Source organism: Prauserella rugosa (assembly GCF_000719975.1).
Classification (GTDB): Bacteria; Actinomycetota; Actinomycetes; order Mycobacteriales; family Pseudonocardiaceae; genus Prauserella; species Prauserella rugosa.
In genome coordinates, this window is record NZ_JOIJ01000017.1 from 1 (window position 1) to 21,570 (window position 21,570).

The window sequence follows — 21,570 nt, forward strand, 5'->3', positions numbered from 1 at the left end:
ACCACCACTCACACCCACCGGACCGCCACCCGACACCGGCCCACCAGAACCAACCGGCCCACCACCGACCGGACCGCCCCCGGAACCACCACGCGGCTCGTCGATGTCGATCACCCCGGTACCCGCGTCCTTCACCATCGACGCCGGATCCCGCTCAATACTCCCGAAATCACCACCACTCTTACCGAGCTGACCGAAATCCCCCTCCATGTCATAAGCAGCCTGCACCACGTTGTTCTCATAACCGGAGTAGATCTCACGAGCCTGATCAACCTGGGCCTTGTACCGCCGCGCTTCCGCCTCAGCATCGGTCTCCCACGGAGCCACACTGTCCCAAAAACCAGTCTCCGGCTCCTGCGCAGGAACATCCGGCAACGAGTTCTTGATGTTCTCGAACGCCGAAGCATTCGTGGCGTAGTACTCCGAGTTCTTCTGGTACGTCTCGCCGGTGAACTGGGAGACCTTCGCACTCTTCTGGATCGCCTGGGCCGCGGCCTCGGCGCCATCGCCAGACCAGGAACTCTCCAGGGCCTGCAGGATCTCCCGGTGCGCGTTGGAAACCTCGGTATGCCCGCCTGAGACGCCGGACATTCCACTGACGGCGGTGTGCCATTTCGAGGAGTCACCCTCACGCACACGCCGAACGAGTTCGTGGATGGGTAGAGAATTTCCAAACAGTGCCGACTTCATCTGCTCGAAAACGAGCTGCGCCTTGGCTTCGCCGAGGTCGCCGCCACCGAACAGGTTCCCCATCAGATACCCCCTCCAACGGCACTCACTGTGCCGCCCCCATCACGGCACATTTCAGGCTTCCGCCTTGAGATTCCGGACAACCTGCTCCGACACCCACTCGGCAGGTTCGCACGGGTCAGCCCCCTGGCCGGCCTTATCCGTGCTAAGCGTGACGACGGCACCTACCGCATACTCGTTGGCAATACCGACGACGACGGCGCACATTGGATCAGAACTCTTCTCCTTGAAGGACACAGCCGGGTAGCCCTCGATTGGACCCGTTTCATTGAACACCTCGACCTGCGGCTTCGAGTTGGCGTAGGAAGCGCTGAGACCTTCTCCGCCCTCGGTGTAATAGTTCACCATGAAGGAACCCAGGGTTGATGCGTTCTCCCATTCACAGGCCGGCCCCAAGGAATTCTCGTCTGCCCTTCTTCCTTGCGTGGCGTCCTCACCCAGCGCCTCCTGCACCTGCTTCTCGTCCAGGATTCTGCATGGGTCGCCGGACAGGACAGACTTCGGCAACGGGTTGCTCACATCAGGAGCGCCACTGTGTGGAAGATCGGGACTATCATCGGACGGTTCCGAACTAGGAGCAGCCTGCGACTCTCCCTCCTGGCCAAGGTCAGATATAGCCGTACCCTCGGACTCGCCGGAACAACCGGTCATCACGAGCGCAGCCCCTGTGAATACCGCGATCACGGCACGCTTCATCAGATCATGCCTCCACCGGAGGTGTCGCCACCCGCATTCTCCACGTCAGTGCCGGCCTGCTCGTCGCTTTGCTTGTACACGTCGAGGGCCTTCGCCAGTTTCTCCGCCAACTCCCGATGCTGCAGCCACTCGGCGTGAATGTGGTCGGCGCCCAGCCGCAGCAAGGTGAGCCCCACCTCGTTGAAACTCCTACTTCCCGGATCATCAGCTGGCGGCTGGGTGTTGGTGAGTGCCAAAGCCTTCTGGGCCTGGCGCTGCAGCTCGAGGGCGGCCCAGTTGGCCTTCTCGACGATAGACTGCGCACTTTCCGGATCCAGCTCGAACCTGCCACCCACGCCCGCACCAGGTGCCATGACGTCATTCAGCCAACCGTCTTCCGTGGCGGTGCCCTTGTCGCCCTTCACGGCGAACGACAGGCCGTCCCACACGCCCGAACCGGCCTTGCCGACGCCTGCGTCGTCGCTCATCGCCTGACCTCCCCCGTCAGTGTCCGCGCACAGCTGCAGCGGAAGCCTAGCGTAGCGGTTCAGGCACTGCGCGAGGGCAAAACCGACAAATCCGGGACCGCCGTCACGCCTGCCGCGATCGAGCGCCCCGGCAAATCTCCCGGTCAACGGCCCACATGGCCACACTTCCGACGGTCACCGGAACGCTCTACAGTATAGATACGGTTGCGTAGCTACCTCACCGTATCTAAATTCACTACATGGACCTCACTCCGCGACATGCGACCCGGCGACGCTCCAAGGCCGACGTACGCGAAGCCTGCCGAGCGGCAGTCATCGCCGAGGTCACGGATCAAGGATTGGGCAGGCTTTCGATCGAAGGGGTCGCCCGGCGCGCCGACGTCGCCAAGACCTCGATCTATCGACACTTCTCGTCGGTCGAGGACCTGCTCCTCGACGCGCTGGCCGACGCCATGCCCGTCGAACAGGTGTCGGTACACGGCAATGCGCTCCGTTCGGACCTGCTGCGCTCGCTCGAGCAGCTCGTGGGATGGCTCGGCGGTCCGCACGCTCCCGCCGTGGCCGCGATCCTGGCCGAACGCCGGCGGCGGCCCGACCTCGTGGAAGCCCTCTACGCACGGGTTTTCGAAACCCACGGCAGTCGGTTCACCCGCACCGTCATGGAGCACTACGCCGTGCGCGGGGACGTCGACCCGCGATTGATCACCCCGGTCGTCGCCGACCTCGGCGAAGCGCTGGTGCTCAAGCACCAGCTGGACACCGGGGAACTGCCCGCCCCGAACGAGCTCGCCGCGATCGTCGACGAGGCGATCCTGCCCGCGCTCGGCCACCCACGCTCACTGGAGAAAGGACCACCGACATGACCTCAACGCCGCCGGAGACCGCGACGCACCCGCCCACCACGCTGCACGTCGATTGGGACGTCGCGACCGGCAGATCGCAAACCACCCTCACCACGCACCTGTGGACGGCCCCGCAGCTACGCCGCGATTCGCCGATCCACGACAAGGCCTTCGAGGCCCTGCGCGACCTTCGCGTCGACCTCGCTCGATTCCTGCCGTGGTTCAGTCATCCGCGGCTGGCGGTTCCCGAACTGACCCCACCCAGCGGCGACACGACATCGTGGAACTTCGAACTGCTGGATCCCTTCGTCGAGGACTTCATGGCCGCCGCGGAGGGAAGACCGGTCGTGGCGAACTTCGCGACGATCCCCACCTGGATGTTCGTCACTCCCGAACCGGTGCCGGTCTCCGACGACCCCGACGAGATCCACTGGGACTACGAACAGGGAACCGAGCTGCGCGACCCCACCTGCACCGAGGTCGCCGACTACTTCCACCGATTGGCCAGCTGGTACATCGCGGGCGGTTTCACCGACGAGCTGGGGGTGTGGCACGAGTCGGGTCACCGTTATCGGTTCGCCTACTGGGAGGTGCTGTGCGAACCCGACGTCGGACACCGGCTCTCGCCCGAGACCTACACCCGCCTCTACGACGCGGTGGTCGCCCGGCTCGCGCCGCTCGACCCGGAGATGAAGTTCGTCGGGCTGTCGCTGAGCCACGTGCATCCACAGCCGGAGTACTACTGGCACTTCCTCGACGCGGACAACCACGCCGACGGGGTTCCGATCGACGCGTTCTCGTACCACTTCTACGCCCAGCCGGAGATCGTCAACCCGTTCGGGCTTACCGGGAACGCGCCGTACCAACACTGGCGGGACATCTTCTTCGCCCAGGCGGACGCCTTCCTCGACCAGGTCCGGCACATCGACGCCGTCCGACGACGACTCGCGCCCGCCGCCGCCACCCACATCAATGAACTCGGCACCTTCCCGCCGGCACCGATGGATCCGCGTCCCGACTTCCCGGCGGAGTACTGGGTGCTGAGTGGTTCAGTCCAGTCCTACCTTTGGGCCAAGCTAGTCGAGCTCGGCATCGACCTGGTCGGCATCGCGGAGTTCATCGACTATCCCGGGATGAATCCGGGCATCAGCCTTCTCGACTGGGAAACCGGGGAACCGAACGCACGATACGACGCTCTCGCGCTGCTGGTCCGGCACTTCAGCCCCGGCGACACGCTCGTCTCCACCGCCGTGACCGCGGCACACGGCCACCCCGACCCGCGCGTGCATGCCCAGGGATACGTGAGCACCGCCGGTGACCGCAGGGTCCTGCTGATCAACAAGACTGCCAGCCCTGTCCCCGTTGCCATGCCCGCAGATGTGGGGCCGTGCCGGTGCGAGCAGGTCGGCGTCACCGCAGGCAGGCAACCGGCGACGATCGACCGCGGGCTCGCCGTACTCGACGCCCACGCCACCGCCGTCCTCTCCTGGCCCGGCACCTCCGGCGACGTCCCGCTTCAGGGCTGAGTCATGGTGACCGCAACGCAGAGCGCCCTCATCGACGCGCCCGTCGAGCGGCTTCGGACCACGCTGCTCGACGCGCCACGGCTACCCGAATGGAATCCCGCCTTCGTCCGGGTCACCGGACCCCCGTTGGCGTCGCGCGGCGCGAGGTACGAGCTCGAGGTGATCCGCGGCCTGCGGGGAGATCTGACCTACCTTCTCGGCGGTGCTCTCCACTCGCTGCCGGCGCTTCGATTGGAACGTCTCGCCGAGCAGGCCGCGCGATCCGCAGACCGAGGACGTCGACAGGGAGGTGCCTGATGACCGCTCGCCCGAACACGCCCGACCTGGTTACGTGGTGCGCGTACGCGGGCATGGCCGTGGCGCTGCCGACCGCGCTGTGGCGGGTGCCGGTGGCTGCCGGGTTCCCGCTGGGCACCCCGGAGGCATGGCGCCATGAGCAACAGATCCCTGGCACGGGAACGTGGTACCTGCTCGGACTGTCGCTGGTCCAGCTCGCGGCCATTGCATGCATGTTCGCGTTGACGGTCGATCCGGCACGGCTGACCCCACGTTGGTTGCGTGGGCGCCGGGGAGGACGTCTCGTCCCCACCTTCGTGGGAGCGGCGGGCACGGCCGGAGCACTTGTTCTCTCCCTGCTGGTCACAATGTCGGTGATCGCGTGGGACAAGGTGGACCCGTTCAGCGGTACCGACTACGACGGGTGGGCTTGGCTCTGCGCCGGCTGTTACCTGGTGGCGGCGCTCTGGCCGCCGCTTCTCGGCGCGGCCTCCGTCGGCTACCTCGTCCGGTACCGCAGGACCGCAGCCGTTCCGAGCCGAGCGGAACGCTCGACGGGCAGTGAAGGAGCGCCGTAATCCCGACGGCGCCCGCTCCGCGCCCCAAACACGAAAAGGCCGCCCTGACCTTGGGTCAAGGCGGCTTCTTCGTGGGTGGCCAGGGCCGGGGTCGAACCGGCGACCTTCCGCTTTTCAGGCGGAGGAATCTCCGCAGCTCACACGGTCCTTGCGGTCGTCTCGTGCACCGCGCGTGCCCTCCGCATCAGCGCTTCACGTAGATCGTCTCGGGCAGCTTCACTGCGTCCCTCCGACCCGCGAGCTTGCTCAGCTCCCCTGCTAACTCCTTGTCCCGTCCCTCAACGGCGTGCATGTAACGAAGCGCAGCAGCCGCCGACGCGTGGCCCATGCGTTGCTTCAAATCCGCCATCGTCGCGCCGGTACTCGCGGCCAACGTCTGACCGGTGTGCCGCAGGTCGTGAAACGCGATCTTCAGACCGACCTGCTCCCGCGCACGCACGAACGCCTGATAGAGCGCATTGCCACGCATCGGCTTGCCGTCGCGACCCACGAAGAACCGCTCCTGGCCCGGCCCACTGCTTCCTGTGCTCCACTAGGTACGGCTTGACGTGCGGCGGATACGCGACCTCCCGACGGCCGGCATCGGTCTTAGGGTCCTTGTCGAACTTGCGCGGACTCTCCAGAAGTTCGACCCGGTTCTTACGAACGATGACCACACCACCGACGAGGTCAACATCATCGACCCGCAGTCCGCAGATCTCCCCTCGTCGCAGCCCACACCACGCCGCTAGCAGCACCGCCGCGCGATACCGCGGCGTGATGTGCTCGACCAGCTTGTCGAGCTGGTGCAGGTGCTCGACCACGACGACGTGCTCCTACCGCACGCCCTGCGCACCCTCATCCCGCACTTCGACAACCCCCAGGTGGGGTGGGCATGCGGACAGGCCGACGACCTACTGCCCGACGGCACGCGCACGAGCTACGAATCCGCGATGCCGTTCGGAACCATCGGCGCCGGCGCGGTCAACTCGTGGGCCATCGACCACGAGGCCAACTGGCCCGTGCACTGCGCAGCGCTGATGATGCGCACCGACCTCGTCCGAGCAGCCGGCGGCTGGGCAGCCTCGCCGATCGACGAGGACATCATCATGTTCGCCGCACTGTCCGAGCTGGCCGCCGGCTACAACGACGAGGCCGTCACCTGGCTCTACCGCATCCACGAGCAGCAGACCCACAAGACCGACATGTCGCGACTGCACAGCCAGACCGGCCGGACCATCGCCCTTCAGCGCATCCAGGCCCTGTCCCGCGTCGGCCTCAACGTCAACGGCCAGCCGACACCAGTGCGCAACTTCGAAGCACAAGCCGGCGACGCCGCGAAGTACAACGTCGCACCCGGCACTAGCTGGTGGAAGTGACCGGTACGCGCGCACTTGGCGTGCCCCGCGAGCCCTCGTAGTTCTCAGTCGGGCGGGTTGTTTCGCATGCGTTGTTTGTGGAGCTTGAGCACGCCGAGGTCGCTGGGCCGGATATCCGCACCGTTCGCCACCGAGTGGGCGATGCCGTTGTAAACGAGGTCCCAGATCCGTCGATCCCGGTGCCATTCCGCGAAGGTGCGGTCCATGCCACGCTCGTCGTCGTAAAGAGCAAGATGCAGATCGGCGCCACCATAAGAGGTGCGGATCTTCGTCAGCTCATAGAGCTTCAGGTAATTCGCCTTACGGAGCCTGCTGCGTCGCCACTGCACCCAGTCCGCACCCGCAGAAATCGTGTCCACATTAAATGGGTTTGACATCAAATATGAACCGGCCGCAATAATAAGCCAAATCTGCCAATGCTTGAACGCTTCAAGGCCAAAGTCGTTAGCCAATGATATTACGGCAGTGCCGACAACGAGGATTACGGCTGCCGACACCGCGCGCGCCAGGCCAGCCTTGGGGCTGTCACGCCACCAGACTAACGTCGGCCCCATGCCCGGCGGCGGTTTCGGCTTTCGAGACAGCGCACTCTCTCGGAGGGGATCGCGCTCCGGTGCCTTATCACTCCCAGTGAAGCCGGGAGCATGCGGGGGAAACGGCCTGCCCGTTTCCGGGTCAGGTCGAGGGGGTAGCCCCTCACCACCAGCACGTGGAGAATCAGGCATCATATCGACCCCATCCGTTCACTACTCCGGATTGACCATATCCGCGACCCACTGTCCACCGATGCCTCCCAGTACGCCGCCAGCAAGGCCGGTGACAAACGCCCCGACAGGTCCACCCGCTGAACCGACCAAACTTCCATACACCCAGCCTGCCCCAACACTACCGGCAGCCGAGCCGGCCATCACTACACCAGTGTCCGTCAATGCCTTTCCCCATGACTGCTCTCCTTTAATTGCGCCAACTGCTTCATTAACCCCGGTCAGCAATGCCCCGGAATAGGCGAAACCTTTAATGAAGCTGCGACTATCTTGTAGAATTTTGCTTGCATCTGAAGGCAAGTCAGACAGCGTACCCTTACCCGGATATGCAGCCAATGCATCCCTCGTGCGCTGTGGGATCTTATCGACAAATCGCCCGGCGTCCTTGGCTTTCGACTCATACTGCTCCGCGCCTACATTCATCGCAGATGCATATGTCAGCAGAGTCTTGCTGAAGTTTTCCGGAAGTCGATTGAGGTTTCCTAATGCAAAATTGGCGAAGTCTGCCCCCGTACTCCTGAACCGGTTGGCCATATTCATGTGCTCAGCCCTGGTGTTCTCCATGCTTCCAATAAACCCGCGAACATGGGAGGTGGTCGTGAAACCAAGGGAAACGTAGTCTATCTCTTTTGGTTCGGCCTCTAAAAGGGATTGCTGGAGTTTATCGTGAGCATTCCCCTCCCTGGTTCGAGCGTCAGAAACGATCGATTTGCACTCGTTGTATACGGCAGCCTTCGCATTGTAATCGTTGACAGCTGCCTGGTGCTCTCGCGCTGCCTGTTGATTTCCGGACATAACATCTCGAGCCTGTTTACTGTCACACGGTCCCGTCGGCGTCATATTCGGTGCCACGGGGCGCTCCGGCGCAAAAATAAAGGGCCCTTCGGTCCTAAGGTTTCCTGATTTCGCCTTGTTTTGAGCGCTGGACATACGTCGGATGACTCCGTCGAGTTCGTCGGCAAAGTCATTCAGGGCGCCAGCTATTTTCCCAGCCTTGGTGCCCAATTGGTCGATTGAGCGCCCATAGCTACGAGTGCTCGCCTGATAAGCATCGTGCGCAGGACCCCACCAGTCTGCTTCGCCAGTAGTGCGCGCCTTCTGTGCTTCATCGGCAGCACTTCCCGCCGCTTTAGATACCTTTTCGAGAAAGCTAGCGGCCGCCCGACAGCTCGCGCCACTGCCATTGACGAGCGTATTTAGCGTCTGCCCCATACGCTATATCCCCTCCAGGCTAGAAGCCGAAAACCGTGTCACTTAGAGTTTTCACATACGTCCACTGTCGACGTACGTCAACGAGGACCCCCGACGATTCCACCGCCACTACGGGGACTGTTCGGCTTATCCGACGAGTCAAGCCCTCCGACGGTTCCGCTTCCGCTACGCGGCTTCGGCCTGTCAGACGGAAGGCGGTTTCCGACGCCCTCTCCGTAGCGATCTCGGGCGATGATCTCACCCTTGTTTGTGTTCTCGATGTCTCCGTAAGATCCATTTGCAGCGTTGACTCGGTCAGCGGTTTGATCCATTGCGTGGGCTGCTCCACGGAGCCCTTCGAGTAGCGCGGCAACCGCACCCCCTACTATTGCCGAGGAAGCCCCGGCGTCGGGCGGCGTGGCATCCATGTTCGAAATTTTATCAATCTCACTGGATCCATTTCGCCATTTGTTGCTGATCCGCGTGAGCGCGTCACCATTATACTTGTATCCACCCTCAGAAATTCCATTCACCTCCCATTGTCGACCTACTCGACCAATCAAGAACCGGACGTGAATAGCGGGCCTCTTCAGACAGGGTCGCGTTGAAAAGAACCTGCTCGGCACCACTTTCGAGCATGATCGTTTCAAGGAAGTCCCGTGGCACAACCACGTAGGGTTGGTACGGACCGCACCCCTTCGTGAGAGCTTGCGGTGTGGTGTATGCGAGCAACGTCGTCTTGCCCTTGTACGGCTGCAGCTCCACTCCTACAACACGATCTCCGCGCTTCGTTCGACGCGAGGGGATGTAGACGTGTTCGCCCTCGACCGCCGCGTCATCTAGCATTGGCAGATCTGGTTGCTCTCTGGGATCGAGTTTTGGATAGCGCGGCGCGACAGGCAATAGTTCGTCCAGCAGAGCCTGCGCATGAGCCTCCGCACACACCTCAACCACTTCGGATGGTGCCATGTGCCGAAAAGGCTGCCCAGCTCCACACGAAGCAGCCAACGCTGTAAACGTCGAGTAACTCACAACGACCAGCTGCCCGGTAGGCAGTTCCCACAATTCGATGGCACTGTCTGGCGCGACCCCGGTAATCAAGGTGAACACCCCCTGGGGTGCGTGTTCCCCGATTTCCTCGGGCGCCAGCACGCGAACACGTGTGGGCCTCCCACCCACAGGCGACCCTTCCGAGTGTCGACCCTCCATTGGCTCCCCCACCACAGAGTTTGAAACCGTGCACAGATCGTAGTAGACGTGTTTCCCTAGGTCATCATCTTCGCCAGTTTGGACCCACGGCACCCGTCTAGTTGCGCCCGTCCATGTGCAGAACCGCCCATCAACGGAACCACGATCACCGGCGCTGAGGCGCCGGTACTGCCGAGTTGCCCTCTAAGAGATCAAGGGCGGCGCGCTTTGCGCGCCGCCGCCGGGGCACGCCCGGCCTTCCGCTGGCGCTCCCGGCCGGCGGCCCCGGCTCGCACAACGAAGGACGCCACCTGCTCTCAGAGCAACCCGTCAACCGCCACTCACCACGAGCCGACCCCTTCACGCCCGTCAGATCGTCTGACACCGCGCCGACCGCCTCAAGGGCGGCTACGGCGTCGCTACGCGATGAGCTACCGCTCACCTTTGACCCGGCCACCACGGCGCACAGCAGCGGCACGGACGAAGGGGGCGGGGGAGTCCGGGCCGGATCTTCCGTGCCCTCTGCGTGCCCTTAGCAACGGCCAGAGGCGGTAAACAGCGGTCAACCACGGCCGACGTCGCCGAAGTCTCTGTACGCGAAAAAGCCGCCCTGACCTGGGTCAAGGCGGCTTCTTCGTGGGTGGCCAGGGCCGGGGTCGAACCGGCGACCTTCCGCTTTTCAGGCGGACGCTCGTACCAACTGAGCTACCTGGCCGTTGGGTGTACACACTAGCGCATGTGCACATGTGCTGTTGCGCTGGGGTCCGCACGCCGGCAACGACGGTCGCACACGAAAAAGCGGGTCCGCCATGACTGACGGACCCGCTTCCTTCTGCGACCCTGACGGGACTTGAACCCGCGACCTTCGCCGTGACAGGGCGACGCGCTAACCATCTGCGCCACAGGGCCATGTTGTGTTGTTGTCCTCGGTACTCATCGTACCGCAGTACTCCCAACGGGATTCGAACCCGCGTTGCCGCCTTGAAAGGGCGGAGTCCTAGGCCGCTGGACGATGGGAGCCCGGCCGGTTTCGGCTTACCGACCGACCACGCTCTCCAGGTCGCTTGCCCCGGGAGCGATGACTAGTTTAGGGCACCTCCCACACCCCCGATACACCGGGGGTCATTTTTCCTGTGACCTGCGACGACGGCCGATCACGCGGTTCAGCAGCCTCACCCGACCACCCTCCTCATGATCCCCTCCACCGCGAGTCACCGAACCGGACGCACCGACCGGCCGAGGGCCACGCTGCGCAACCGGTTCGGCACGCTCACGCATCGTCAGGTGAACGGCAACCGAAGTACCGCTGGCACCCGGGTCAACGCCTCCGCAACCGTTTGCCTGGACATGCGGTCTGCAACTAGCTTGACTACGTGCTGTCCAGGTGCACGACCAGGGGGTGTGCACCTGGACAGCGACACTTCCCCGCCTCCCGAATCCGGACACGCGCCTAGCGCTGAACCGGCGTGTTCCCCTCGTCGTCGGGAGTCAGGCCGAGCATGTCGAGCAGCTGGGCACAGTCCTCGGCGTCCTGCGCCCCACTCGCCACGGCGATCCGCGCCCTGCGGACCTGATCGTCGGACACCCTCGGCGCATCCGCGTGCCCCGAGCGCTGCCCCGGCAGCCCGCCCACACCGGACAGCTGCCCTCCTCCGTCCTGCCGAAGGAGAAACTGCCGCACTTCCACAGATCCGCTCATGGCTCCTCCAAAGGGGCTGCGCCGGATCTCGGCGGACCAGCGACCCGCCGGATCGAGGTGTGACCTCGGCGCCGAGGCTAACCACGCGACGATCTCCACCCCAGCCCCCCGGAGAGTGAACTCGCCGTCACGCAACGAACTCACCCACTCCGCGAAGCCTGATGCCCCGCCGAACACGGAATGTCAACCGGTTCGTGATCGACAATGCCGAACGTGAACTCGGCGCCACCCTCCGATGACGGTCCGGCGGTATTTTTCGTACGCAAACCTCGCCACCCGGCGCCGAATCATGTAACAATCGACGTGCTGACACACCCCCGGTCAGCGCCTGTGGAGATCCCCTCCGGCCCCCGCGTTCCTCCCCCTGGCGCGGGGGCCTCTCCCTTTTCCGGGAACGACGAATCCCCAGCTCTGGGCGCTTTTCGATCATGAACTCCGGCGCACTCATTCCCGTCTGCCGAGAATGCTGACGATCATCGGAATCACTATCCGTGCCGGCGCGGGAACATCCACAACGGTTATGCCCACACGAACGGTGGATGACTACTCCGAACAGCAGAATGCGCGCCGCGAGATGCCGTCACACGACGTGTCGACAGCCACGTCGACCGTCGCCGCAGAAACACAACCGTTATCGTGGCCGCCGTGCCTAAACCATCTTTCGGACGGCTCGCGGGCCGCGGCAAGCCCGGCAACAGACGCCGGGACGACGACGCACCGCCGCGTACCGGCTCCGCGCCGGCCGCCCCCGACACCCCCGACGACGGCGCCGAAGACCAGGAGCTCTCGAGCTACCTGAAGGCGCTGTCCCCCGACAACGACATCGAGAGCACCGGCTCCGGCAGGCGCTTCGGTGACGCCCAGGTCTACCAACTGCGCATGACCCACGCCGCGGGCGAACAGCTCAGCGAGGTCGCCGCAGCACGCGGCACGTCGCCGCAGGCCCTCGCGCTCGAATGGGTACTCGAACGCCTCGCGTGGGAAGCCGGATCGGCGCCCGCGGAGCCGCCACAGGCCGACGAGCCTCGACCGGAGGAGCACACCGACCCGCACCAGCGGCCGGTCCCCGCCCGTTCCGGCCGTCGCTTCCCCGACGACGGCGCCCTGGACGCGTACGGCACGGGCTACGGCGACGCAGGCTTCGGTGACGGCTTCAGTGACAGCGCCGCGCCGTACGGCGCCGCACCCCACGGCCGGGCCGCCGACGAGGTGCCCGCCGAGGCGCGCACCGACGAGCACTACTTCGACCGCACCGGCTGGGACGAACCCCGGCGCTGACCGACCCCGCACGCAAGCGAGCCCCCGGCGACCATGTCGCCGGGGGCTCGCTCGTCAGTCAGTGAAAGTCAGTCGGTGACGAACGCCCTCAGAGAGCGCGAACCTTCTGAGCCTGGGGGCCCTTCTGACCCTGGCCGACCTCGAACTCCACTCGCTGGTTCTCCTCGAGGGTGCGGAAGCCACGCCCCTCGATCTCCGAGTAGTGGACGAACACGTCGCCCTCTCCGCCGTCCTGGGCGATGAAGCCGAAGCCCTTTTCGGCGTTGAACCACTTCACAGTGCCTTGCGCCACCGTTTACTCCTCGTTGCTGTTGAGCTGGACCCCGCCGAGGCGAGATCCCGGCCGCTCCGGGCGGTTCCAACGAGGTTCTGCGAAAGAGCGCATGTCCGTCTCACGCCCCGCGTTAGAAGTTCCGCGAGTGTGAAGCCACGAACACGCAAAACAACGGCCACCTCGCAGCCTACCTGTCTGGCGCCGTTTGGCCAGCCCCGCGGCGCCGGTTGGTCCGACCGGGCGGATCGCCACGCGCCGGTGTTTCGAACCGGTCCACACCGGCGATGACGTCTGTAAGGCGGATTTGCCCGCCCACGCCGCGTGCGGACGCATCCGTCGGCCCTCCGACGACGTTCGAACCAACCGGCGGAACGTGATTGCCATCACTATTCTCGGGGACGGCGGCTGTGCCCGCCGAGCCCACGTCGGGGAACGAAGGGGCGGGTTTACGTGTCGGGAAACAAGACGCTCTCGCGCAGGCGACCGGTCGCGCTGCTCATCGCGATGCTGCTCGCCCTCACGGCGTGCACCGGCGAAGCCGGGCAGGAACCGCAGCCGACGCCGGAACCGGCGCCCCCGGCGAAGGTCTCGCTCCAACCGGGAGACGGCACCGCCGAGGTGAAGCCGCGGGACGACGTCGCCGTCACCGTCCGCGACGGCACGCTCACCGACGTGGCGTTGACCAACGGCCAGGGCAAGCAGGTGAAGGGGGAGCTGGCCGAGGACTCGCGGTCGTGGCGGGTCACCGAACCGCTCGGTTACGGCAAGACGTACACGTGGTCGGGCACGGCGACGAACAGCGAGGGCCGGACTACGCCGGTCGAGGGGTCGTTCCGCACCGTGGCACCCGCCCGCACGCTCGGAGCCTCGATGAACGTCGGCGACGGCCAGACGTACGGCATCGCGATGCCGATCTCCATCACCTTCGACGCCCCCGTCCGCAACAAGGCCGCGGTCGAACGTGCGCTGTCGGTGGAGACCTCGACCGACGTCGAGGGCTCGTGGGCGTGGCTCGAGCTCGACACGGCCGTGCACTGGCGGCCGAAGGAGTACTGGCCGCCCGGCACCGACGTGTCGGTCAAGGCCGACCTGTACGGACTCGACCTCGGCGACGGTGCGTACGGCGAGAACGACCTGACGTCCGAGTTCTCCATCGGCCGCTCCCAGATCGTGCGCGCCAACACGCAGACGCACCGGATGAAGGTGTTCGTCGACGGCAAGCAGACCGCCGACTATCCCGCGAGTTTCGGGCTCGACTCCGACCCCGGACGCGTCACGCGCAGCGGCACACACGTCGTGATGAGCAAGCATCCGACGTACTTCATGAACAACCCGGCCTACGACTACGAGGACTTCGAGGTCAACTGGGCGGTGCGGATCTCGAACAACGGCGAGTTCACGCATTCGGCGCCCTGGTCGATCGGCGATCAGGGCTACACGAACGTCAGCCACGGATGCGTCAACCTCTCGCCGGAGAACGCGCTCGAGTACTACGAATTGGCGCAGACCGGCGACCCGTTCGAGATCAGCGGCAGCAGTCAGCCGCTGGGTCCGCGGGACGGCAACTATCACGACTGGACGTACTCGTGGGGCGAGTGGACGTCGATGTCGGCGTTGCAACGCTGACGGCGCACGCGCGTCGAAGGCCACACGACGCCGGAACCGGCGCGGGCCCCGCTCACCACGCCGGATAGCTTGACCAGGTGAGCACACGCATCGAGAACTGGCCGCCGCAGGACGCCGAAGCCGTCGAACCGCATCCGGACGCCCCTGCCCCCGGCACGCAGCTCGGCGAGCACTACTCCGAGTGCTTCGGCTGCGGGCACGAGGTCGAGTCGGGCCTGCACCTGCGTTCGACGGTGTCGGACGACATGTCCGTCGTCTCGACGTTCACCGTCAAGAAGGATCACCAGGGCGCGCCGGGACTGGCGCACGGCGGTCTGCTGGCGTGCGCGTTCGACGAGGCGCTCGGCTCGACGGTCGGCAACCTGCTGCGCACGCCCACCGTCACCGCGCGCCTCGAAACCGACTTCGTGCGGCCCGTTCCGGTCGGCTCGACGCTGCACATCGCGGCGAAGCTGGACGGCAGGAGCGGTCGCAAGACATATGTGAGCGCCGAAGGCAGGCTCGACGCGGCGGACGGACCGGTCGCCCTGCGCGCCAGGGGGCTGTTCGTCACCGTCGGGGTCGACCACTTCACCACCCACGGCGACCCCGACGCGCTCGCCAAGTTCCGGCAGACGAAGGAAGCGGGACAGGCCGAGGACAGGGACTGGGACGTCAATCCCTGATGTTCATCGTCGTCGTCTCCCTCGTCGTCGGCGTGCTGCACCTCTATCCGTGGAAGCGGATCGTCGTCGACAACACCACCCGTGGGAGCCGCGGCAGGCGGATCGGCAACACGCTGTTCGTCCTGCTCCCGCTGGTGATGATCGCCGGACTCGCGACCGGTACGAGCATCGACCCGGCCGTCGCCCAGTGGCTGGCCTGGCCGGGATACCTGTGGCTCGCGGTGTTCTTCTACCTGGTGCTGGTCCTGCTGGTGCTGGAGATCCCGCGCCTGGCGTTGCTCCGTTGGGTGCGCGCCGACGAGACCGACCCCCGCGCGGGCGTGTCCCGTAGAGCGCTGCTCACCAGGGGTTCGGCGGTCGCCGCCGGGGTGGTCGCGGTCGGCGTCACCGGTTACGGCGTGTCCGTGGCGATGGGCCCGCCGACCGTCACGCACGTACCGATGCGGGTGCGCAGGCTCGACCCGCGCGTCGCGGGGTTCCGCATCGCGCTGATCAGCGACGTCCACCTCGGTCCGATCATCGGCCGGTCGTACGTGCAGCGCATCGTCGACCTCGTGAACGACCAGCAGCCCGACCTCGTGGCCATCGCCGGTGACCTCGTCGACGGCACCGTCGAGGACCTCGCCGACGCCGCCGCCCCACTGGCCGAGCTGCGCAGCACCCACGGCACGTTCTTCGTGACGGGCAATCACGAGTACTACTCCGGCTACCGCGCGTGGGTGGACTACCTGCCGAGGCTGGGCGTGCGGCCGCTGCGCAACGAACACGTCGACATCCGGCACGGCGGCGCCGCCTTCCACCTGGCCGGCATCAACGACCACACCGCCTACCAGTTCCAGGACCCCGGTGACGTCGAGGCCGCGGTGCGGGGCAGGGACCCCGAACAGGCGCTCGTGATGCTCGCCCACCAGCCGCGCGACGTCGGCGAGGCGGCCGCACACGGCGTCGACCTGCTGCTGGCAGGGCACACGCACGGCGGGCAGCTCTCGCCGTTCGAGATGCTCGTGACCCTGCAGCAGGGCGCGGTGGCCGGCGCCTACGAGGTCGGCGACACGCGCATGTACGTCACCCGCGGCGCCGGCTTCTGGGGACCGCCGGTGCGCGTCGGGGCTCCGCCGGACATCTCCGTCGTCGAACTGCGTCCGGCCTGATCCGCCCTGGCAGGCGGGTCAGGTCAGGGTGCGGGGCCGAAGCTCGTTGGCCTTGTCGACGAGCGCGATCCGGTCCTTCGTGGTGGTGGCCAACCGGGCGAGCGAGCGGTACCTGCCTTCGAGGCCGAATCGCAGCTCGCGGTCGGTCAACGCACAGCCCAGTACGCGCGAGCCGGGTGACTCACCGTTCGACGAGACCCACGCCAGCGCTGCCTCCAGCACGTCGATCGACAGGCGGGTGTGGCGTTCGGCGTCGAGGTTCAGCCGTTCCAGCCTGCCGCTCGCGTCGACGAGATCGGCCTCGGACACGGGCTTCGACGCCATCGGCGTGATCTTGACCTTCGTCGCGGCCACCTGCGCCGCGACGTGGTGCGTCGACGACGCGGGTACCGATTCGAGCACCTCGATCGCACTCTCGCGCGCGCCCTGGGCGAGGTACACGCGCGCCAGCCCGAACGCCGCGCTGACGTACGAGCGGTCGGTGCGCCACACCATCTCGTACAGTCGCGAGGCCGTGAAGTACTCGCCGACGGCCTCGGCACTGAACGCCATCGCCAGCTTCGGGGCGATCTCGCCGGGCAGTTCGTCGTACACCGAGTCGAACGCCACGTGCGCCACGCGCGCACGCCCGCCCGCGAGCTCGATCAGCCCGCGGTACCAGTCGATCCGCCAGTCGTGCGGGAAGCCCGCCTTGATCGCCAGGTACTGCGCGGCCTGCAACTGACGGTTGGCCTCCGACAGCTCACCGAGCTCGATGCGGGCGCGCACCACACGCAGGCGAACCTCGATCGACTCGCGCGGGGCGACCGCCAGCGCCTCGATCGCCGTGCGCGGATCCGCACCCAGCGTCGTGGCCAGCACGCCCGCGCCGACGTCGTCGGTGTCGACCTGCGGAACCGGGAGGCCCGAGACGACCTCGACGGGATCCGGCAAGGGCACGTCCTGCCCGCGCTCGGGCACCACCATGTCGACGCCGAACGTGTTCGTCTCCGGCCCGAACACGGTGGACTGGCCCGGTCGCTGCTTGCCGGTGCCCAGCGCCAGGATCTCGCGCAAGACGCCGGTCAGCTGGTCGGCCATCTCCTCGGCGGAGACGAACCGGCGTGCCGGGTCGGCGTGCGTCGCCCTGCGCAGGAACCGGTAGTACGAGCCGAACAGCTTGAACAGCGGAACGTCGTCCTGGCTGGGCAGCGTCGTCTTGTACTTCGTGGTGTAACCGGTGAACTCGAAGCTCAGCACCGCGAGCGTGCGGCCGACCGTGAACAGGTCCGAGGCCACCGACGCACCGTCCGTGGCGAGTTCGGGCGCGCTGTAACCGCTGGTGAAGAACAGCGGGCTCGTGTAGTCGTCCATGCGCCGGACGGCGCCCAGGTCGATCAGCTTGAGCTGCTCTCCGGTCTGGATCACGTTGTCGGGCTTGAGGTCGCAGTACAGCAGGCCCTGGTTGTGCAGGTATCCCAGCGCGGGAAGGATCTCCAGGCCGTAGGCGATGACCTGGGCGATCGGCAGCGGTTCGGCGCGGCCGCTCTCCCTGTGGTGGTTGAGCGCGAGCTGCCGCAACGACTGCCCGCCCACGTACTCCATGACGATGTAGTCGACCGGCCTGCCGGTGTCCGGATCCGGGTGCTGGACGAAGTTGTAGATCTTGACGATGTGCGGGTGCTCGACCTCGGCGAGGAACCGCTTCTCGTTGACCGCGGCGGCCATGGCGGTCGCGTCGCCGGTGTTGATCAGTCCTTTGAGGACGACCCACCTGCCGTCGACGTTGAGGTCCCTGGCGAGGTAGATCCAGCCGATGCCGCCGTAGGCGAGCGCGCCCAGCACCTCGTACTGACCACCGACGAGGTTGCCGGGCTGGAGCTTGGGCACGAACGAGAACGGCGTGCCGCATTTGTCGCAGGTGCCCTGCGGCTCGCCTGGACGACCGTCGGTGCCGCGCCCGACCTTCGCGTTGCAGCTGCTGCAGAACCGTTTCGACTCCGAGACGACGGGATTGGTCAGCACCGCCTCGGCCGGGTCGCGATACGGCACCTGCGGCACCTCGACCAGACCCGCACCCAGCCGGCCTCGCCGCGACGTCCGCGACGACGTACGCCGCGAGGTGCGCGACGACGTGCCCCGTCCGGTGCCCGATCCCGTGCCGGAACCTGTCCCGCTGCCCGTGCTGCCGCCGGTGCCCGCGCTGCCCGGACCACTGCCCGAGCCGCTTCCCGGCCCGCTGGAGGGCGCGCTGCCCGGTCCGTGCGTGTAGGCGCTCGGCGCGCTCATCGGACCGCTCGAGGGCTCCGGTTCCGCCTCGGGCCGCTTCGGCGGCATGACGAGCTCGGTGCCGGGCGCGTGGTCGAGCACGCTGGTCGCCATCGGTTCCTGCACGTCCGATTCGGACGGAGTCGCCCGGTCCTGCCCGGATTGCACCTGCTGCGGTGTCTGCACCTGCTGCGGTGTCTGCCGTCCAGGGTGTTGCCCGGCCACCTGCTGCTGCGGCCCCTGCTGCGCGGGCTGCTGTCCGGACTGCCCGGGCTGTTGGCCGGACCTCGGCCCCGCCTGCTGTCCAGGCTGGCCGGGTTGCTGGCCGGGCTGGCCGGGTTGCGGGGGAGCGTTGCGCGGCTCGTCCTGCCAGGCAGGCCGGACCGTTCCCGTGTCGGGAAGAATCCGCGGAGCACCGGGATCGACCCCGACTCCGTCACCGCCCTCCACTTCGGACGGCCGAGACGCGGCGTGCCGGGGCGCCGCGTCCGGACGCACCGGCGCGACGTACTGGGTCCGCTGCTGACTCTCGTCCTCGTCCGGCGCCGCGTGCCGAGGACGGCGTGGCTCGTCGGTCACTGCTTGCCTCCTCGCCCTGCGCTCACCGGTACTCCGGCCGCGGCGGGTTCATGTTTCCGAGCACTGCTTCGAGCCGCCAGTGCGCGAACCGCTGCTTCCACACGTCCTTGCGCACCCCTTCGAGACTGGCGTTGACGAAGCGCACCATGTCCTCGTTCTGCTTGGGGATACCGACGCCGTACAGCTCCTGCGACAGCGGCGGGCCGACCACGCGCGTCGACGGGTCCTCGGCGGCCATCCCGGCCAGGATCGTGTTGTCCGTCGACACCGCGTCCACTTGGCCCTGCTGCAGCAACACGAGGCAGTCGGTCCAGTTGGCCGCCTGCACCGGCCTCGGCCGCGGGCGGGCCTCCGTGAGGTTGTCCACCGAGGTCGAGTTCTCCGCCGCACAGACGCGCTTTCCGCCGAGCTCGGCGATGCTGCGGATGCCGGACTTCTCGGTCACCAACACGCGCTGGGCCGCTTCGAAATAGACGGTCGAGAACGCGACCTCCTGCAGACGTTCGCAGGTGATCGAATAGGTCCGCACGACGATGTCGACGTCACCGTTCTTCAGCACTTCCTCGCGCTGTCCCGAGTTGATCGCCTTGAACCGGATCGGCGGGTTCTCCTGGCCGAAGATGTCCTTGGCGATCTCCTTGGCGATGTCGATGTCGAAGCCCTGCAGCTCGCCGGTGTGCGGATTACGGAAGCCCCACAGGTTCGTGCTCTGGTCGACGCCCGCGATGAGGTAGCCACGCTTGACGATGTCGTCCATTGTGGACCCCGGAGTGATCGAGTCGTCGGGACGCAGACTCGCGCGCGGATTGCAGTCCGGCGCCGCCGCACCGCCCTGCTCCACCTTCCCGGACAGGTCCGTGCCTGCGGGCATCGGCCGTTCGACCGAACCGACGGGTGCGGGGTCGACGGGCATGCCCGCTGAACCGCACCCGGCGACGAGGGTTGCCGCGAGCACCGGGACGAGCCAGCTCCAGCGTTTCATCAGCGATACTCCCGAAGACGTTCCCGGATGCCGAGGATCGTGCCGAACATCGCCACCAGTGCGAGCACGCCGAAGCCGGGGGCGAGCAGGGTCAGTGTGGCCGAGGCGTTCGTGGTGTCGTCGAGGAACACCTTCCTGCTCTCCGTGATCCCCTTGGCGAGGTCGTCGTCGAGGCGCGTGAACGCGGCCGTCGCGCCGCGGTCCTCCTTCGTCTCGATGGCGAGGTCGACGGCCTCCTCGTACCTGCCGCCGTTGTCGAGGTTGCGCACCTGCGTGTGAACCTCGCTCCACGCCGACGCGCTGCGGATCGCCGCGTCGACGTGTTCGGCCGACGGCAGTCCCTCCGTGCCTTCCTTGGCCTTCCCGAGGAGTCCACTCTCACCGTCCGAACCGGACAGCTCGCTGATCAGCTTGCGGTACTCCTCCTCGTGTGCGGTACCGCTGCCGCGAGCCAGCAGCGTCAACGTCTCGTCGGCGCGCGCCTGCAACGCCACGATGCGCGCACGCACGAGCACGTCCGCCTGCTCCGAACCGTCGGACTCCCCGCTCGAGACGAGGACGCTCTGCACCGTGACCGCCACGGCCGTCCACAGCACGGCCAGCCCCACCGCGGCGGTGGCGACGGCGAGGCCGACGTTGAACACCCGGTTGGTGCGGCGTTTGAGGTAGATCTGCGTCGCGATGAGTGCGCCGAGCAGACCGAGCGACAGCAGGGCAGTCGCCCACGGCACCGAGGCGGCGTCGTCCTGTTCCTCGACGAGCCGGTCGGCGTCGATCTGGTAGAGACTGTGGGCCGCGGGCAGGATCTCCGAGCGCATCAGTTCCGAGGCCTCGGCGAGGTAGGCCGCGCCGATCGGGTTGCCCTGCCGGTTGTTGGTGCGCGCCGTCTCGACCAGGCCCGTGTAGACGGGCAGCTGCCGCGACAGCACGTCGACCTGGGTGACGGCTTCGGGATTTCCCGCGGAATCGCCTGCGGCCTTGGCGAGCGCGGCACCAGCCCTTGCGATGTCGACGTCGTAGCGTTCCTGGAGCGCGCCTTCCTCGTTGCCCGTGTTGAGCAGCGTGCTGGCCGCGGTGGCGTCGGCGTCGGACAGCGAGCGGTAGACCTCCTGTGCGGCGGCGGCCAGCGGCTCGCGGTGGTCGACGAGTCCGTCGATCGTCGACTTACGCCCGCCGAGCTCGGCGGTGGCGACCACGCCGACGAGCAGCGCCAGCACGGCCAGCCCGGCGCTGATCAGTGTCAACCTGCCCGGCGTCGTCGCCGCCGAGCGGCGCAACCCCTCGACCGCGGCACCCGGCAGTTTGACCAGCCAGGCGAATCCGGACCGGCCCGCACGCGGCTCCCCCGTCGGTTCCGGCTCGGGTTCGGCCTGCTGGCCCGCCGGACCGTGACGCGTCACGGTGCTCGTCATCGTCCCTCCACCCAGTTCGCC

19 protein-coding genes, 4 tRNA genes and 3 pseudogenes are annotated in these 21,570 nt (G+C 66.6%); 9 read left to right on the forward strand and 17 right to left on the reverse strand.

Features of this window, described 5'->3' with window-relative positions:
• The 3 genes and pseudogenes from IF64_RS0119940 to IF64_RS0119950 all read right to left on the reverse strand — a co-directional run.
• Window positions 1-753: pseudogene (locus IF64_RS0119940) on the reverse strand (hypothetical protein); the annotation flags it as partial.
• Between the two features lie 51 nt (window positions 754-804).
• A complete protein-coding gene (locus IF64_RS0119945) occupies window positions 805-1,446 on the reverse strand; it encodes a DUF3558 domain-containing protein (protein WP_030533676.1) in 642 nt (213 codons plus the stop codon).
• Window positions 1,446-1,913 (reverse strand): hypothetical protein, encoded by a 468-nt coding sequence (locus tag IF64_RS0119950; protein WP_030533677.1) that lies wholly within the window; start codon window positions 1,911-1,913, stop codon window positions 1,446-1,448. The genes IF64_RS0119945 and IF64_RS0119950 overlap by 1 nt, the downstream gene beginning before the upstream one ends.
• 338 nt (window positions 1,914-2,251) lie before the next feature.
• Between IF64_RS0119950 and IF64_RS0119955 the strand changes: the two genes are divergently transcribed.
• Genes IF64_RS0119955 through IF64_RS0119970 form a run of 4 tightly spaced genes read left to right on the forward strand, consistent with a single transcriptional unit; the run spans window position 2,252 to window position 5,135 of the window.
• Window positions 2,252-2,776 carry a TetR/AcrR family transcriptional regulator gene (locus tag IF64_RS0119955; RefSeq protein ID WP_246134798.1) on the forward strand — a complete coding sequence of 175 codons (525 nt, stop codon included), beginning with the start codon at window positions 2,252-2,254 and terminating at the stop codon, window positions 2,774-2,776.
• Window positions 2,773-4,281, forward strand: coding sequence for a hypothetical protein (locus IF64_RS26240; protein WP_051758020.1), 1,509 nt, complete (start codon window positions 2,773-2,775; stop codon window positions 4,279-4,281). The genes IF64_RS0119955 and IF64_RS26240 overlap by 4 nt, the downstream gene beginning before the upstream one ends.
• Window positions 4,282-4,284: 3 nt before the next feature.
• On the forward strand, window positions 4,285-4,578 hold the full coding sequence (locus IF64_RS0119965; protein ID WP_030533680.1) for an SRPBCC family protein: 294 nt from the start codon (window positions 4,285-4,287) through the stop codon (window positions 4,576-4,578).
• Window positions 4,578-5,135, forward strand: a complete 558-nt coding sequence (locus IF64_RS0119970) for a hypothetical protein (RefSeq protein ID WP_030533681.1) — start codon at window positions 4,578-4,580, stop codon at window positions 5,133-5,135. Before IF64_RS0119965 ends, IF64_RS0119970 begins: the two co-directional genes overlap by 1 nt.
• 76 nt (window positions 5,136-5,211) lie before the next feature.
• Here IF64_RS0119970 and IF64_RS0119975 read toward each other — a convergent pair.
• From IF64_RS0119975 to IF64_RS28255, 3 genes and pseudogenes are all read right to left on the reverse strand, one after another.
• Window positions 5,212-5,276: transfer RNA gene (locus IF64_RS0119975), tRNA-OTHER, on the reverse strand.
• A 43-nt stretch (window positions 5,277-5,319) separates the two neighbouring features.
• Window positions 5,320-5,637 (reverse strand): annotated as a pseudogene (locus IF64_RS28070) (tyrosine-type recombinase/integrase); the annotation flags it as partial.
• A 190-nt stretch (window positions 5,638-5,827) separates the two neighbouring features.
• A pseudogene (locus IF64_RS28255) lies at window positions 5,828-5,938 on the reverse strand (hypothetical protein); the annotation flags it as partial.
• Between IF64_RS28255 and IF64_RS26245 the strand changes: the two are divergent.
• On the forward strand, window positions 5,897-6,493 hold the full coding sequence (locus tag IF64_RS26245; RefSeq protein WP_048807515.1) for a glycosyltransferase family 2 protein: 597 nt from the start codon (window positions 5,897-5,899) through the stop codon (window positions 6,491-6,493). The pseudogene IF64_RS28255 and the gene IF64_RS26245 sit on opposite strands and share 42 nt — an antisense overlap.
• 44 nt (window positions 6,494-6,537) lie before the next feature.
• Here the strand turns inward: IF64_RS26245 and IF64_RS27255 are convergent, their stop codons facing one another.
• From IF64_RS27255 to IF64_RS0120015, 7 genes are all read right to left on the reverse strand, one after another.
• A complete protein-coding gene (locus tag IF64_RS27255) occupies window positions 6,538-6,945 on the reverse strand; it encodes a hypothetical protein (RefSeq protein ID WP_145600499.1) in 408 nt (135 codons plus the stop codon).
• A 294-nt stretch (window positions 6,946-7,239) separates the two neighbouring features.
• Window positions 7,240-8,469, reverse strand: coding sequence for a hypothetical protein (locus IF64_RS27260; protein ID WP_145600500.1), 1,230 nt, complete (start codon window positions 8,467-8,469; stop codon window positions 7,240-7,242).
• Window positions 8,470-8,964: 495 nt separating this feature from the next.
• Window positions 8,965-9,600 (reverse strand): SAV_915 family protein, encoded by a 636-nt coding sequence (locus IF64_RS27265; RefSeq protein WP_145600502.1) that lies wholly within the window; start codon window positions 9,598-9,600, stop codon window positions 8,965-8,967.
• A 677-nt stretch (window positions 9,601-10,277) separates the two neighbouring features.
• Window positions 10,278-10,351 (reverse strand) — tRNA-Phe (locus tag IF64_RS0120000).
• A 120-nt stretch (window positions 10,352-10,471) separates the two neighbouring features.
• A tRNA-Asp gene (locus tag IF64_RS0120005) sits at window positions 10,472-10,545 on the reverse strand.
• A 38-nt stretch (window positions 10,546-10,583) separates the two neighbouring features.
• Window positions 10,584-10,656 (reverse strand) — tRNA-Glu (locus IF64_RS0120010).
• A 430-nt stretch (window positions 10,657-11,086) separates the two neighbouring features.
• Window positions 11,087-11,335 (reverse strand): hypothetical protein, encoded by a 249-nt coding sequence (locus IF64_RS0120015; protein ID WP_030533685.1) that lies wholly within the window; start codon window positions 11,333-11,335, stop codon window positions 11,087-11,089.
• A gap of 645 nt (window positions 11,336-11,980) precedes the next feature.
• On the opposite strand from IF64_RS0120015, the gene IF64_RS28260 reads away from it, so the two are divergent.
• Window positions 11,981-12,613, forward strand: a complete 633-nt coding sequence (locus IF64_RS28260) for a hypothetical protein (protein ID WP_036877314.1) — start codon at window positions 11,981-11,983, stop codon at window positions 12,611-12,613.
• A gap of 88 nt (window positions 12,614-12,701) precedes the next feature.
• On the opposite strand, the gene IF64_RS0120025 is transcribed toward IF64_RS28260, so the two are convergent.
• Window positions 12,702-12,905 (reverse strand): cold-shock protein, encoded by a 204-nt coding sequence (locus IF64_RS0120025; RefSeq protein ID WP_009156738.1) that lies wholly within the window; start codon window positions 12,903-12,905, stop codon window positions 12,702-12,704.
• Between the two features lie 486 nt (window positions 12,906-13,391).
• Between IF64_RS0120025 and IF64_RS0120030 the strand changes: the two genes are divergently transcribed.
• The 3 genes from IF64_RS0120030 (at window position 13,392) to IF64_RS0120040 (ending at window position 16,329) form a co-directional block, all read left to right on the forward strand.
• A complete protein-coding gene (locus tag IF64_RS0120030) occupies window positions 13,392-14,513 on the forward strand; it encodes a L,D-transpeptidase (RefSeq protein WP_051758028.1) in 1,122 nt (373 codons plus the stop codon).
• Between the two features lie 77 nt (window positions 14,514-14,590).
• Window positions 14,591-15,178, forward strand: coding sequence for a PaaI family thioesterase (locus tag IF64_RS0120035; protein WP_030533688.1), 588 nt, complete (start codon window positions 14,591-14,593; stop codon window positions 15,176-15,178).
• Window positions 15,178-16,329: a metallophosphoesterase gene (locus tag IF64_RS0120040; RefSeq protein ID WP_030533689.1), complete on the forward strand. Its 1,152-nt coding sequence runs from the start codon at window positions 15,178-15,180 to the stop codon at window positions 16,327-16,329. Before IF64_RS0120035 ends, IF64_RS0120040 begins: the two co-directional genes overlap by 1 nt.
• An 18-nt stretch (window positions 16,330-16,347) precedes the next feature.
• Here IF64_RS0120040 and IF64_RS0120045 read toward each other — a convergent pair whose 3' ends face one another.
• The 3 genes from IF64_RS0120045 to IF64_RS0120055 form a co-directional block, all read right to left on the reverse strand.
• Window positions 16,348-18,690 carry a serine/threonine-protein kinase gene (locus IF64_RS0120045; RefSeq protein ID WP_246134915.1) on the reverse strand — a complete coding sequence of 781 codons (2,343 nt, stop codon included), beginning with the start codon at window positions 18,688-18,690 and terminating at the stop codon, window positions 16,348-16,350.
• Window positions 18,691-19,177: 487 nt separating this feature from the next.
• A complete protein-coding gene (locus tag IF64_RS0120050; protein WP_030533691.1) occupies window positions 19,178-20,137 on the reverse strand; it encodes a glutamate ABC transporter substrate-binding protein in 960 nt (319 codons plus the stop codon).
• Entirely contained in the window at window positions 20,137-21,549 is a 1,413-nt protein-coding gene (locus tag IF64_RS0120055; protein ID WP_030533692.1) for a hypothetical protein, read from the reverse strand. Before IF64_RS0120055 ends, IF64_RS0120050 begins: the two co-directional genes overlap by 1 nt.
• Window positions 21,550-21,570 lie beyond the last annotated feature (21 nt).

Coding starts and splice junctions, on each gene's coding strand:
- IF64_RS0119945 (WP_030533676.1), bottom strand. CDS start 1,446: ATGAAGCGTGCCGTGATCGCGGTATTCACAGGGGCTGCGCTCGTGATG.
- IF64_RS0119950 (WP_030533677.1), bottom strand. CDS start 1,913: ATGAGCGACGACGCAGGCGTCGGCAAGGCCGGTTCGGGCGTGTGGGAC.
- IF64_RS26240 (WP_051758020.1), top strand. CDS start 2,773: ATGACCTCAACGCCGCCGGAGACCGCGACGCACCCGCCCACCACGCTG.
- IF64_RS0119965 (WP_030533680.1), top strand. CDS start 4,285: ATGGTGACCGCAACGCAGAGCGCCCTCATCGACGCGCCCGTCGAGCGG.
- IF64_RS0119970 (WP_030533681.1), top strand. CDS start 4,578: ATGACCGCTCGCCCGAACACGCCCGACCTGGTTACGTGGTGCGCGTAC.
- IF64_RS27260 (WP_145600500.1), bottom strand. CDS start 8,469: ATGGGGCAGACGCTAAATACGCTCGTCAATGGCAGTGGCGCGAGCTGT.
- IF64_RS0120015 (WP_030533685.1), bottom strand. CDS start 11,335: ATGAGCGGATCTGTGGAAGTGCGGCAGTTTCTCCTTCGGCAGGACGGA.
- IF64_RS0120030 (WP_051758028.1), top strand. CDS start 13,392: ATGCTGCTCGCCCTCACGGCGTGCACCGGCGAAGCCGGGCAGGAACCG.
- IF64_RS0120040 (WP_030533689.1), top strand. CDS start 15,178: ATGTTCATCGTCGTCGTCTCCCTCGTCGTCGGCGTGCTGCACCTCTAT.
- IF64_RS0120045 (WP_246134915.1), bottom strand. CDS start 18,690: ATGGCGACCAGCGTGCTCGACCACGCGCCCGGCACCGAGCTCGTCATG.
- IF64_RS0120050 (WP_030533691.1), bottom strand. CDS start 20,137: ATGAAACGCTGGAGCTGGCTCGTCCCGGTGCTCGCGGCAACCCTCGTC.
- IF64_RS0120055 (WP_030533692.1), bottom strand. CDS start 21,549: ATGACGAGCACCGTGACGCGTCACGGTCCGGCGGGCCAGCAGGCCGAA.